Annotated in this window: 10 protein-coding genes; 7 read left to right on the top strand and 3 right to left on the bottom strand. The window is 36.9% G+C overall.

The window, feature by feature from the left end; all coding sequences use genetic code 11:
- Positions 1-196: transposase (locus ABEB18_RS10805; RefSeq protein ID WP_348799317.1), on the bottom strand; the 196-nt coding region annotated here is incomplete at its 3' end.
- Positions 197-483: 287 nt separating this feature from the next.
- Between ABEB18_RS10805 and ABEB18_RS10800 the strand changes: the two genes are divergently transcribed.
- The 6 genes from ABEB18_RS10800 to ABEB18_RS10775 all read left to right on the top strand — a co-directional run bounded on the left by ABEB18_RS10800 (position 484) and on the right by ABEB18_RS10775 (position 9,703).
- The gene (locus ABEB18_RS10800; protein ID WP_348799316.1) at positions 484-2,082 is read left to right on the top strand and encodes a S8 family peptidase; all 1,599 of its coding nucleotides are present in this window, start codon (positions 484-486) and stop codon (positions 2,080-2,082) included.
- 66 nt (positions 2,083-2,148) lie between these two features.
- The gene (locus tag ABEB18_RS10795) at positions 2,149-4,020 is read left to right on the top strand and encodes a M1 family metallopeptidase (RefSeq protein ID WP_348799315.1); all 1,872 of its coding nucleotides are present in this window, start codon (positions 2,149-2,151) and stop codon (positions 4,018-4,020) included.
- A 263-nt stretch (positions 4,021-4,283) separates the two neighbouring features.
- On the top strand, positions 4,284-5,441 hold the full coding sequence (locus ABEB18_RS10790; RefSeq protein ID WP_348799314.1) for a Gfo/Idh/MocA family protein: 1,158 nt from the start codon (positions 4,284-4,286) through the stop codon (positions 5,439-5,441).
- Between the two features lie 484 nt (positions 5,442-5,925).
- Positions 5,926-7,398: a DUF1254 domain-containing protein gene (locus tag ABEB18_RS10785; RefSeq protein ID WP_348799313.1), complete on the top strand. Its 1,473-nt coding sequence runs from the start codon at positions 5,926-5,928 to the stop codon at positions 7,396-7,398.
- A 43-nt stretch (positions 7,399-7,441) separates the two neighbouring features.
- Entirely contained in the window at positions 7,442-8,950 is a 1,509-nt protein-coding gene (locus tag ABEB18_RS10780) for a DUF1254 domain-containing protein (protein WP_348799312.1), read from the top strand.
- 243 nt (positions 8,951-9,193) lie between these two features.
- Positions 9,194-9,703, top strand: coding sequence for a hypothetical protein (locus tag ABEB18_RS10775; RefSeq protein WP_348799311.1), 510 nt, complete (start codon positions 9,194-9,196; stop codon positions 9,701-9,703).
- Positions 9,704-9,790: 87 nt separating this feature from the next.
- Here the strand turns inward: ABEB18_RS10775 and ABEB18_RS10770 are convergent, their stop codons facing one another.
- A complete protein-coding gene (locus ABEB18_RS10770; protein WP_348799310.1) occupies positions 9,791-12,445 on the bottom strand; it encodes an MGH1-like glycoside hydrolase domain-containing protein in 2,655 nt (884 codons plus the stop codon).
- Between the two features lie 313 nt (positions 12,446-12,758).
- Positions 12,759-13,724, bottom strand: a complete 966-nt coding sequence (locus ABEB18_RS10765) for an L-threonine 3-dehydrogenase (RefSeq protein WP_348799309.1) — start codon at positions 13,722-13,724, stop codon at positions 12,759-12,761.
- 250 nt (positions 13,725-13,974) lie between these two features.
- On the opposite strand from ABEB18_RS10765, the gene ABEB18_RS10760 reads away from it, so the two are divergent.
- On the top strand, positions 13,975-14,637 hold the full coding sequence (locus ABEB18_RS10760; protein ID WP_348799308.1) for a hypothetical protein: 663 nt from the start codon (positions 13,975-13,977) through the stop codon (positions 14,635-14,637).
- Positions 14,638-14,662: the final 25 nt, after the last annotated feature.

The raw sequence follows: 14,662 nt of genomic DNA, 5'->3' as shown, positions 1-14,662 counted from the left end.
CAGGAGTCAGCTTTAAATTTCCTTTTCCAGGAAAACTTCCAGTACCAAACTCCTCGAATTCTTTTCGCCATTTATACAACTGAGGAGCTGTGATTCCTAGCTCTCTGGCGAGTTCTGATGTATTGGTTCTCTCATAACTCAATTGGACAGCTTTATCCTTAAAAGCTTTGTCATAAATTTTGCGTACTTGTTTCATAGGTTAAAATTAAGATTATTTCTTAACTTTCTATGCACGCTAAGTTAGCAGATCCAATAAAAGTAATTTTGTTTTCATAGATTTATGGTTAGTGTAATGGATTACAATAATATAAAAAACATTTCATTTTCCTACAAATAAATTATTAATAACGAGAGAAGTTCACTTTTATAACAAAATAGCTTCTTAAAAGTATTTTTTCACAAAAAACAGTTAATGATTGCGCATTTTTTAATTTACTTCTACTATTTTTGAAATTGATTATTAAAACTGGAAAACTCAAACAGATGAAAAAAGTAAATTTAACTTCGTTTACATTGGTAGCAGCTTTGTCTTTATGCCTTTCGGCAAATGCTCAAACTGCAACTACTTATTCAGCAAAAAAAGGTAAGCTAAGCGAACCCGAATTGCAAAGATGGTCACATCTGGATCTAGCCCAAGATAGTATTCCAGGAATGAGTGTGGATAAGGCTTATGCCGAATTATTAAAAGGGAAAAAAGGTGTCAAAGTTATTGTTGGGGTGGTAGATTCTGGGGTAGATATTGACCACGAAGATTTACAAGGTGTTATTTGGACCAATAAAAAAGAAATCGCTGGAAATGGAAAAGATGATGACAGAAATGGATATATAGACGATATTCATGGTTGGAATTTTCTTGGAGATGATTTACACGAAACTCTCGAAATGACTCGTATTGTCAAAAAAGGCGATGACGGTTCCGATACGTACAAAAAAGCTTTAGCTGCTTACAATAAAAAGTATGAGAAAGCAATGAAGGACAAAAAACAAGTTGATTTTTTGACCACTACTGATAAAGCAATTCAAACACATTTAGGAAAAGAAAATTATACTCTTGATGAGGTAAACGCAATCGTTACGACCGATCCAGATTTAACCAAGAGCAAAATGATTATGTCTCGAATTTTGACCAATGCGGGTCCTAATTTTAGATCCGAAATCAAAGAATACAGTGACTATGTTTACGGGCAATTGGATTATAACTTAAACAAAGAGTTGGATAATCGTAAAATTGTTGGTGATGATGTAGATAATATTAAAGACACCAAATACGGAAACAATACCGTTTATGGTCCTGATAAAGAAGAAGCACTTCACGGAACTCACGTAGCCGGAATTATTGCTCAAGTAAGAGGAAACGGTATAGGAGGTGATGGAATTGCAGACAATGTTGAAATTATGGCAGTTAGGGCTGTTCCTGATGGAGATGAGTACGATAAAGACATTGCTTTAGCTATTCGATATGCTGTAGATAATGGAGCCAAAGTAATTAATGGAAGTTTTGGTAAAAATTATTCTCCACACAAGCAATGGGTTTTTGATGCTATCAAGTATGCAGAAAAGAAAGATGTTCTTTTCGTTCATGCAGCAGGAAATGACGGAAAAAACATTGATTTGCTAGAAAATGCTAGTTTCCCAAATGACTCTGACGACAACCAAAAAGAGTTTGCATCTAATGTTATAACCGTTGGAGCTATTAATAATCAATATGGTGAAAACGTAGTGGCTTCGTTCTCTAATTATGGGGATTTTAATGTAGATGTTTTTGCACCAGGTGAAGAAATATACGCTACCATTCCAAATAATAAATACAAATATTTACAAGGTACTTCAATGGCAGCACCGAATGTTGCCGGAGTAGCAGTTTTAATTCGTTCTTATTACCCAAAATTGAAAGCCAAACAAGTAAAACAAATTTTGATGGAATCAGGGATTCCTCTTCCATCGCAAGTAGTTTTGGGTGAAGACGAAGCAAATCCTGGTCAAAAACCTGAGGCTACAGCATCTACCAAATCTTCTAAATCGGCCAAAATGGTCAACGCTTATAATGCACTTTTATTGGCTGAAAAAATGTCGAAAAAATAATTTTAATTTTCATACTAATCCATTGGAAGAGTTATTTTTACTCTTCCAATTTTTATTTTTAATACAATGCGCAAACTTTTTTTATTGGTTTTCTTTTCGGCAAATTTAACTGCTATTTTTGCCCAAGATAAAGGATATTGGCAACAACATGTCGATTACAAAATGGATGTCACTATGGATGTCAAAAATTATCAGTACAAAGGAAAACAAGAACTGATTTATACTAACAATTCTTCGGATACCTTAACAAAAGTATATTATCACTTATACAACAATGCTTTTCAACCAGGAAGCGAAATGGACGGCAGACTCCAGACCATCAAAGATCCTGATGCTAGAATGGTGACCAAAACGAATGTTGATGGGAAGGATGTAAAAGTAAGCCGAATCAAAAGTTTGAAACCAAACGAAATTGGTTATCTTAAAATATCCAATTTCAAACAAGATGGAGTGGTTGCAACTGCAAAAGAAGTAGGAACTATTCTAGAAGTTACCTTGGCAAAGCCTATTTTACCTAATTCAAAATCGACTTTTACTCTAGATTTTGACGGACAGGTTCCAGTACAAATCCGTCGTTCTGGAAGAAATAATTCTGAAGGAGTAGAATTATCAATGACACAATGGTATCCTAAAATGGCCGAATTCGATTTTGAAGGATGGCATGCTGATCCTTATATAGCAAGAGAATTTCATGGCGTTTGGGGAAATTTTGATGTAAAAATCACTATTGACAAAGAATATACGATCGGAGGTTCTGGTTATTTGCAAAATCCAAATGAAATAGGACATGGATACCAAGATGCTGGAGTAAATGTAGTATATCCAAAAAAAGCAAAAACATTAACTTGGCATTTTGTAGCACCAAACGTTCATGATTTTGCTTGGGCAGCCGATAAAAATTACCAACATGATATTGTAAAAGGGCCGAACAATGTTGACCTACATTTCCTAATCAAAAACACACCTTCTGTTGTAGAAAATTGGCGAAAAGTACAACCATTACTCGTTAAGGTGATGGAATATTTCAATAAAACAGTTGGAGATTATCCCTATAAACAATATTCATTCATACAAGGTGGCGATGGAGGAATGGAATATGCAATGTGTACTTTGATGCTTGGAAACGGAAAACCAGAAGGTATTTTAGGTACTGCTTCGCACGAGTTGGGGCATTCTTGGTTCCAACATATTCTAGCATCCAATGAATCTAAGCACCCATGGATGGACGAAGGATTTACAACCTATATCGAAGATTTAGCATTAAACGAACTCAAAGAAAAAAAAGAAGATAACCCATTCAAAGGAAATTATGCAGCCTATTATAAACTAGTAGAATCGGGCAAAGAGCAACCTCAAACTACTCATGGTGATCGTTATGATGAGAATCGTCCTTATTCTATTTCTTCTTATATAAAAGGAAGCATCTTCTTGTCGCAATTGATTTATGTAATTGGACAAGAAAATTTAGATAAAACCCTAAAAAAATACTACCAGGATTTCAAATTCAAACACCCAACACCCAACGATATCAAGAGAACAGCCGAACGTGTTTCAGGAGCAAATCTGGATTGGTATCTGATAGATTGGACCGAAACCTTAAACACTATCGATTACAGCATTAAAGAGGTTCAAGAAAACGCCGATAAAACAACCGTAACTTTAGAAAGAATTGGCAGAATGCCAATGCCTATCGATTTGTTGGTAGAATATACAGATGGTTCTAAGGAAAGTTTCTACATTCCGTTGCGTATGATGAGTTTTGAAAAACCAAATCCAACACCAGCTATCACTCGAACAGTATTAAACGATTGGGCTTGGGCATTTTCAACATTCGAATTCAACATTGCAAAACCAAAAACGGCAATCAAGAAAATAACAATAGACCCAAGTGGTTTAATGGCCGATATCAAACAAGCCAACAATGTTTATGTCCCATAAATAAACCGTGCTTTAAGCCAAATAAAAGGTTCATTTAAAACAACTAGTTTTAAGTGAACCTTTTTTCTATAAAATTATTTTGGGGTGCCAGTTTCCTGATAAAAGGGCAAAATTTCTTTGAGAGTATTCGCCCTTTTATCAGAAAACTGTCGGGCTCTACGCGCTACTTCGGTAGCTTGCTGCGATCCCTCACCCAGCTAACAGAGATGTAACATCTTTTGTGATTTAATGACTAACTGTTGATAACCAATATAATATAACTTATGAAAAACATTTCAAGACGTTCCTTTGTCAATAAAATGGGACTAGGTGTTGGCGCCTCTATAGTCGTGACAAGTCTTCCATCGTTTATGACCATCGAAGCCAATAAAGAAAAACCATACACAGGAAAAAAAATCAATGTTGCCTTGTGCGGTTTAGGTATCTACGCAGATTTATTAGCAAAAGGAATAACCGAATCCCAATATTGTAACCTTGCAGGCATAGTTACTGGAACGCCTTCAAAAGTTGAGAAATGGAAAAAGCAATACAATATCCCTGAAAAAAACTGTTACAACTATCAAAACTTTGACGAAATAAAAAACAATAAAGATATCGATTTGGTATATGTTGTTTTACCAAATGGGTTACACAAAGAGTTTGTAATTCGTTCGGCCAAAGCGGGAAAACACGTAATTACTGAGAAACCAATGGCAGTTACAGTCAAGGAATGTGAAGAAATGATTCAAGCCTGCAAAGACAACAAGGTTCAATTAGCTCTTGGTTATCGTTTGCATTACGAACCCACACATTTAGAAATTAAAAGAATGGGACAAGAAAAAGTCTTTGGGCAAATACGATACATAGAAGCAGGTCTTGGTTACAAAACCTATGACACCCTCGATAAGGTTACAATAGTGGACAAAAATGATAGAGCCCTATGGCGATTGAACAAGAAATTATCTGGTGGTGGTCCCTTGATGGATTTAGGGGTTTATTGCATACAAGCTGCTCGCTATATTTTGGGCGAAGAACCCATTTCGGTAACCGCCCAATTTGGCCCTGTCAATAACAAAGATCGATTTTCGGAAACCGAAGAAAGTATCACTTGGCAAATGGAATTTCCTAGCGGAGCTTTGGCCAATTGTAGTACTTCTGTTGGTTTTTATATTGATAGATTGTATGCAACTGCCGACGAAGGGAATTTCGCATTAAGCCCGGCATTAAGTTATGGCCCATTTAAAGGGAGAACTTCTCAAAATGAATTAATCTGCCCCAAAACCAATCAACAAAAAGATCAAATGGACGGAATTTGCAAAGCCATTCTAGACAACCAACCATTGCCAAGTCACATAACAGGTGAGGAGGGGCTAAAAGATATTAAAGTTATTAACGCCATCTATAAAGCGGCCGAAACCGGAAAAAAAATAGACATCAAATAAAAGATAAGTGTCGTAATAAAAATAAGCTCTTTCAAAATGTAATGTTTAGAAAGGGTTTTTTTATGTAATCTTAATATCAATTTTGAAAATGAAAAAGTGTTACAGTTAGATTCCAAAATAGTTTTGATTAATCAATAATAAAGCGCTAATAGATTTGTAATAATTATTTTATATATTTGAATTTAAGAATTACAACTACTTTTATTTCAGTTTTGTATGATTTTAACAAAAGAATAAATTTTAAGATTTTTATTGCAAATTTTAAGAAATTTGATTTAGAGAGCAACTTATAAATAACTTAAATAAACACACAATGAAAAAAAATTTAATCACAGTTTTAGCGTTAGCGGTCATGCTATCAAAGATTGTTGGAAATTTAAACTGACAAAAAAAGAAGCAGTCAGACCAACCTCATATCCGCCGCCGAAGATAATGTGAATAAATAACAGATAATAAAACAAACCTTAAATAAAAAATAGCAAATATGAAAAAAACAACCATTTCATTACTGCCGGTAATCCTAGTTACTGTAATATTACTGGCAGGCTGTAGAAAGGATCAGCAGTCTACAAATAATCCATCAACTAGTTTTGCTGACTCGTCAGGCTCTGCCTTCACAGCTGCCAACATTCAAGAGCAAATGATCTTCAGCAGGGCAATAGAAGCAGCCATATGGGGTATGCCTGCTGTGAATTACGACCTGATGTTACAGGAAATGTTTACAAAAACATCTGCCAAACAAAACGAGATTGTTTACTGGTCACGACCTGCTGACTGGCATAATCAAACGCTTACACCAAATCCTGATGCGATCTATTTTATGGTATTCTTTAATACAAAAGATGTGGGTCCAGTGGTAATTGAAGTTCCGCCGGCGAAAGGCGGGTCCTCATTTGCTGCCAACATTGATAATGTATTCCAGATGCCGTTGGAAGATGCCGGGCCTTACGGTGCTGATAAAGGCGAAGGGGGCAAATACCTAATATTGCCTCCGGGTTACCATCAGAAAGTACCTGCTGGCTATATTGTACTTGCTGCTGATTCGTATGAAGGTTATGGGCTGTTTCGTTCCAATCTTGCAAGCCATAGTGATGCAGATATTGCAAAAGCTGTAACTTACGGTAAAAGGCTTAAAGTTTACCCGCTGTCCAAGGTAGAAAACCCCGGCGAAACAAAATATACTGATGCCTATGGTATCATGTATGATGCAACCATCCCATACAATATAAAGTTTTTTCGTTCGCTTGACCGGATTGTACAAAGCCAGCCTTGGCTTACCCGTGATAAAGGAATGATTGACCAGCTTAAAACTATCGGAATAGAAAAAGGCAAACCCTTTAACCCAAGTGCAAGAACAACGGAGATTCTAAATGCGGCAGCAAAAGCAGCACTTGATTATATTGAATTAATGTATGATGCAGGTTTTCCTCCTTTGAATGCTGATGCACATTGGGCAATTCCGGCAATGCCGGATTTGGTGAAGGCCGGATCTTCAGGTTATACTGAAACCGACATCTACCCGGTTGATGCCCGTGCCCTTACTTACTCTATTGGTTACGTCGGAATTAAGCGACTCGGTACCGCACAGATATATCTCATAGCAGGCAAAGACAAAGATGGCAATGCATTAAGCGGTGCTGAAACCTATCAATTGCATGTACCTGCAAATGTACCAACCAAACAGTATTGGTCGGCAACGGTGTACGACCGTAAAACACATGCGTTGATTAAAAACCTTACCCGTGCAAGTTGTGCCTCCAATGATAAAGCGGTTCAGAAAAACGCCGACGGTTCGGTAGATGTATATTTTGCTCCGAAGTCACCAGCAGGCAAAGAATCTAACTGGGTTCCCACAGATCCTAATGGTCGATTTGAAATATTGTTTCGCATGTATGGTCCGGAAAAAGCATTGTTTGAAAAAACATGGAAGTTGGGAGATATTGAGAAACTCAAGTAATAAATAATGAATAGAAAATACCGTATTGTTTAAAAATAAAAATATGAAAAAGAACTTTCTTCCATTGATTGCGATAATACTGCTGCTGGTAGCTATCGGGATTGCAGCCTGCAATCAAAACACAAAAACAGAAAGCGCTTCGGCAGGCGATACTACTGTTACAAATCCATCAACAAGTGATGTAAGAACAGTATTGCCAGCCGGACCAATTCCTAACACGGTGATGACAGAAGAATATGTAAAAAGCATAACAAAAGTTATTTACTTGTGGGCCTGGCCGTTAGTCAATGTTCACAACAGGGTAACACTGCTAAGCGATGTGAAAGAACCCATATATGTTGGTGGCGTAATACCCACGGCTCCAATCGGTCGCTTGTGTTTGCTGAACGATTATATTAAGCCGGAACAAAGAGTAATTGCCTGCCCTAACCAAGATGTAGTATATGGGGTTGGTCCATTTGATACGCAAAAAGAACCTACCGTATTACAAGTGCCAGATTTTGGCGAACGCTTTTGGGTGTATCAGGTTAGCGATGAACGTACCGATGGCTTTGCCAAATTGGGAAAAATGTATAACACGAAACCTGGCTTTTACCTCGTAGTAGGCAAAGACTGGAAAGGCAAGGTTCCCGATGGCATTACCGGAGTACTTAGATGCCCTACAAGATATGGCCTTATTCTTCCCCGAGTTTTTCAATCAGATGATCCGGCCGATAAAGAAGCCGTGCAACCGTTGATTAATCAAATCAATCAGTACCCGCTTAGTGAGTTTGATGGCAAGATGAAAATAGTAGATTGGAAGAAAACAAAGAGTACACCACCGAATAATTCCGGAGGAGGTGAAACAAAATGGGTGAAACCTGAAACCTTTTTTGACCAGCTACCCGACATAATAAAAGAAGTGCCACCTCAGGCAGGAGAAGAAGCTCTGTATGCACAGATAAACAGCCTGCTGGATGCAATAAACAAAAATCCCAAATTAAAAGAAGTAGCGAAGAAGGCAGCTGTTGAAGCTGAACAAAACCTCATAACACCTTTATTGCAATTTGTAAATGTGGGATATCCTATAAAAAACAATTGGACAACGCAAAGCAACGGCGCACAGTTTGGAGTGGATTATCTCACAAGGGCTTCCTGCGCCAAGGCAAACATTTTTGTGAACAAACCAAATGAAACAAAATATTTCTATCAGGATCTGGATGAAAAAGGAACCCGTCTCAACGGTAACAATAAATACACCGTAACATTTGCAAAAGGCGAAGTGCCACCAGTAAAAGGTTTCTGGTCACTCACTTTATATAATGCCGAACATTTTTTTGAATCCAATGTGCTTAACCGTTATTCACTCGGTACAAAAAATAAAAACCTGCAATACAATGCAGATGGTTCACTCACATTGTATGTGCAGCATACAGCTCCGAAAGAAAGTAAAAAAAGCAACTGGCTGCCAGCGCCAAAAGGAATATTCTCACTGTATGTAAGATGTTACTGGCCCGAAGACAGAGTTTTAAATGATAGCTGGACACCGCCAGCAGTGATGAAAGTGAAATAGAAACAGTATTTGGAATACAGATGACAATTATACAGTATAAAAAGTCATTGAAATTCGAAGATATCCACATTGTTTAGCAGAATGTAAATAGAGCTGACAACAAGAATGACGTTTACAAAGCACGACCGCTAACACACGCTACAAGCAATTTGGGCATTTGGTTTAATGGAAAAATTGGTTTGTATTTGGAAGATTTGGCAAATCCGAAAGATAAAGCTGATTTAATCCCAAACTGCTTGTAGCGTGAGAACGTTATCGGCAATTTTGACAACTTATTCTTGTAAGAAGGATCAACAAGAAGCCGACACAACTAGTTCAGAAGCTACTACCGAAAGTACTACCGAAAGCGCAGTGCCTATTGCAGAACCTAAAACCTATGTGGTTACAGCAACACCTGAATCTGTACTATTAGGGAAAAAGAAGGAAACATCTGTGAAAATAAAAGATATAAAGGCAGTCGATTTATCCAATCCTGATGGGACATCGGCAGGAATTGAACTAACTTATAAAATAGAATTAACAAATAAAAATGCTATTGGAGGTAATTCTATCGGATTTGGGACATCTGATTTTAGACTTGAATTAGACAACGGAAATAAAATTGCACCAAATTCAGTATATGTTAACGCAGCACCAGAAGAAACAAAACTTTCGGAAGATGATAAATTTACAATTCCTGCCGGTGCAAAACCTACTGGACTGATTTTGTTCTATGACCAAACAAGAGCAGGTGTAAAATTGGAACTAAAATGAAAATATCCCCTCTTCTAAGATAAAAACCTTTTAGAAGAGGGGATTACTTTTGTCTATAATGAAGCATATATTTGCAAAAAACAATTGTTATTCTTTTCCGTATAAATGCTTAATAATTTCAGAAATAAGCCCTGTCCATCCCGTTTGGTGGTTGGCTCCTAAGCCTTTACCAGTGTCTCCATCAAAATATTCAAAAAACAAATGATTCTTATTAAAAAGGGGATCTTCTTGAAACTTTTGGTACTCACCGTACATCGGAATTTTTGTATCAGAACCAGGAACAAACAAGGCTAATAATCGTTCAGCAACACCAGAAGCTGCTTCTTTTAGAGTAATCAATTGGCCAGAATTAGTAGGGTATTCAACCTTAAAGTCTGGGCCATAATAGTCATAAAATTTCTCTAATGAGTCCAAAATCAAATAATTCATCGGAAACCAAATAGGGCCTCTCCAATTAGAATTCCCCCCAAACATATCACCTGTTGCTTCTGCAGGAGTATAATCTACTTGAATAATACCGCCTTCAAAAGTGAATTTGTAGGGATGCTCTTTGTGGTATTTAGACAGCGATCGTACACCATAATTAGACAAAAACTCATTTTCGTCAAACATGCGTTTGAGTATCATTTTCATGCGATGACCTCTAAGTGTAGAGAGTAATCGTGTTTCCCCTTTTCCGTGTGTGTACCAGCTCGAAACCAAACTGGCCAAGTCGGGACGGTTTTTTAGAACCCATTCTACTCTTCTTCTAAAAATGGGCAATTTTTCTAGTAATTCTGGTGTTAAAACTTCGACAGCGAACAAAGGAATTAGACCGACCATTGAACGAATTTTTAGCGATTCGGCATCGCCATTTTGCTTGTGAAGCATATCGTAATAAAATTCATCGTGTTCGTCCCAAAGTTTTACTTTGTTGTCTCCGAGTGATTGCATAGCTCCCGAAATGTGAAGAAAATGTTCGAAAAACTTGGAGGCCATGTCTTGATATACAGGGTTTTTCAGAGATATTTCACAGGCAATTCGAAGCATGTTCAAACAATACATTGCCATCCAGCCTGTACCATCTGCTTGCTCGAGATGTCCTCCTGTAGGCAAATCGGCAGAGCGATCGAACACTCCAATATTATCCATACCTAAGAATCCACCGCCAAAGATATTTTGCCCGTTTTTGTCTTTTAGATTGACCCACCAAGTAAAGTTGAGTAATAGTTTGTGAAAAACACGTTCTAAAAAAACGGTATCTCCATTGCCCGAATTAGCTTCTTTATCAATTTCATAAACTTTCCAAGTAGCCCAAGCATGCACAGGAGGATTTACATCCGAAAAAGACCATTCATAAGCAGGAATTTGTCCGTTGGGATGCATATAATACTCGCGTAAAATGACTACTAATTGTCTTTTGGCAAAATCAGGATCCAAACGTGCCAAAGGCAAGGTATGAAAAGCCAAGTCCCAAGCTGCAAACCATGGATATTCCCATTTATCAGGCATAGAGAGGATATTGGAGGTGTACATGTGTTTCCAAGTACTGTTTCGTCCTTCTTTTCTAGCTATTTCTGGTTTTGGGGTCGAGGGATCTCCTTTTAGCCATTCGAATACATTGTAGTAATACCATTGTTTGGTCCAAAGCATTCCAGCGTAGGCTTGACGTTGAATCGATTTTAATTTTTCGTCTTTGATTCCTTTCTGGATTTCGTTATAAAACGCATCGGCTTCTTCAATTCTTTTTTTGAATATAACCTCAAAATCATCGAATGGATCCTTTGGCGTGGTATTGGTAAATCGGATGCGGAATTCTTTTTTACCATGTGCTGGAATAATTTCTTCATAATGAATGGCAGCTTTTGTTCCTGTAGCTTCAGGATTTACACTACTTTTTTTATGAATGATATAATCGTTAATTCCGTCTTTGGCATAAGGAGATTGTGGCGGTGATTTGTATAATTTTTCGAAGTTTGTTTTATTATCGCAAAACAAAAGTTCTTTAGCATTTTCGGCATACAAATTAAAGTTTCCAACCAATCGGTGCTCGACATGAATGTGAGATTTGTTTATACCAGTAAGTGTGGGTTTCTGTTTGTAGTTTTCGTATCCCCAACTCCAGGTATTTCGGAACCAAATGGTGGGTAATACCGAAATAGGAGCTGGTAATTTGGAACGATTTTCTACAGTAATTTTCATTAAAATATCTTGTTCCTCTGCTTTAGCATATTCTATTGTGATGTCAAAGTATTCGTCTTTATCAAAAACACCAGTATCGAGCAATTCATACTCGGATTCCTGACGGCTTCGTTTCTTGCTTTCTTCTATTAATTTTTCATAAGGGAAGGCTGCATGAGGGTATTTATACAGCATTTTTTGATACGAATGCGTTGGGGTAGCATCTAGGTAGTAATAAATTTCTTTTACATCTTCACCATGATTGGATTCGGATGGTGTTAAACCAAATAGCCGCTCTTTTAGAATTCTGTCTTTGTGGTTCCAAAATGCAAATGCTAGACAAACGTGTTGTTTATTGTCTGAAATACCACCAATACCTTCTTCGCCCCAACGATACGCTTTGGATCTAGCCATGTCATGAGTGGTGCTTCCCCAAGCGTAGCCGTTTTGAGAGTAATCTTCTCGAACGGTTCCCCACTGTCTTTCGCTTAGATAAGGCCCCCATTTTTTCCAACCTTTGTTGTCGGTTCTTTGTCCTAATCTTGCTCTTTCAGCGTTTTTTTCTATATCTTTTTCTGACATATTCTTACTGATTTGATTCTATATGCAATTTAGCGAAAACCCTTGTAAAATGGTTTGTAGAATTAGCAAAAATCAATAGAGATAATTTAGCAAATTATTTTTTAAATAGTTTTATTTACCAAATTGCTATAAAGAGTATGTTTGATGAAATAAGCAATCGAGATGGTTGATACAAAATCGAAATTTAGGAGACCTTTTTTGTTGAGGTTGTAGGATTTGGTTATGTTTTTGAGTGAGGGAATTATTTTAAAAAAGAGAGCTTTGCCTGATGTCGGAAGAGCTCTCTTTCTCTAAAGGTATTTACCAAAATGTTTTAATCAGCAGAATTGGTTTGGTATTTTGGACAAAGGTTTTTTAGCATTTCGATCGTCATTGTTTTTAAATCAAATTGATGATTCCAACCCCAGTCTTCGCGGGCATTACGATCATCAATACTGGCTGGCCAGCTATCGGCAATGATTTGGCGAAAGTCTGGATTGTATGTTACTTCTAATTCTGGAATATGTTTCTTGATTTCGGAAGCGATTTCTGAGGGTGTAAAACTCATAGCTGTCAAATTGTATGAAGAGCGAATTTTAATTTGTTCGCTTGGAGCTTTCATGATATTAATCGTAGCAGCAATGGCATCATCCATATACATCATTGGCATTTTAGTTTCAGAGCTTAAAAAGCATTCGTATTTTCCTTCGCTAAGAGCTTTGTGGTAAATATCAACGGCATAATCGGTTGTGCCACCTCCAGGTTCTGTTGTCCAGCTAATTAATCCAGGATAGCGAATACTACGAATATCTACCCCAAAATGAGTGTGATAATATTCACACCATCTTTCACCAGCTTGTTTGCTAATTCCATATACGGTTGAAGGTTCCATTATCGTATATTGTGGAGTGTTTTCTTTGGGAGTTGTAGGGCCAAAAACAGCAATACTCGAAGGCCAAAATATCTTTTTTATTTTTCCAGCTTTGGCCAAATTCAAGACATGGAAAAGTGAATTCATATTCAAATCCCAAGCAAAGGCTGGGTTTTTTTCGGCTGTTGCCGATAACAAAGCTGCCATTAGATAAACATCTGTTATTTGGTGCAGTTCTACCAAATGTTCGATTTGATTAAAGTCTAAGGCATTGACCACTTCGAATGGACCCGAATTGACCACCTCATTATTGAGTTTTCGAATATCTGATGCAATGACATTATCGGTACCATAAAGAGCACGTAGCCGATGGGTTAATTCGGTACCAATTTGGCCACAAGCACCTATTATTAAAATTTTTGGATTCATCACAGTTGTTTTTAAGCTACAAATATAACGATTTCGTAAATAGACAAAACAAAACCAGCTATTTTTTAAATATGTTTTAAAAAAACAGCATTAATTTAGAGAATATATTAATATTGAGTATTGTGTGGTTTGGTTGAAATCAAATGGAAAACGGATGGTTTTTTATCCTTTTCGCTAACAAAATTGCCGTAGGTATTGTAATTGCCATTGTAAATTTACTTTGTAACTTTGTCCTTCAAATAATTTGGAAATGAATAATAAATTAGTGCTACTTTTTTTGGTGATTTTGATGCAGTTCTCCTGCAACAATAATGACGAAAAACGTTTGGCTGACCAACAAAGAGATGCAAAAAAAAGAGAATTAATTTTGACCAATATAGATAAAGGTTGGAATTTTTTTGACACACCCATAAATGAAACTTCAGAGGCCAATATTGCTACTTGGCAACAGTGGCGTGAATTTATGGAAGAGTTAGCCCGTAAGCCCAAGAAAAAAATCACAGAATTTCAAAAGAAAGCCAAAGTGTTATCAACCAAAGCTATGGCTCTAAATATTAATATCCCAGCACAATTTAACACGCCACAAATTAGAAGTAGAATTGCTACTTTGATTACACAAGTTAGGATGTTGGATTTGTACATTAACCTTACGGATATATCCGATAAGAAAGTGGTAAAATTGGTAGGCGAAATCAATATTGAGTTGGTTTCTTTGCAAAGACAAATGGATAAAATTGTCGAAAAAAGTAAAATTCCTATGGAAACTGGAGAGTCTGAGTTGCTACAAATGATACAAGATACAGCTAGAGCCATTCCAGGAGCTAGCCCGATACTACCAGGAAATCCAAGTAGTATGATGAATCAAAAAAATCCAAACGGAATAAAAAAACCAAATGAAGTAAAAGTTGAGTAAGGAAACCATATATTCAGTTTATAAT

This window comes from Flavobacterium adhaerens, from assembly GCF_040045115.1.
Classification (GTDB): domain Bacteria; phylum Bacteroidota; class Bacteroidia; order Flavobacteriales; family Flavobacteriaceae; genus Flavobacterium; species Flavobacterium adhaerens.
Note: the sequence above shows the minus strand (reverse complement) of the source record. Positions and strands in the feature narration are given on the sequence as shown.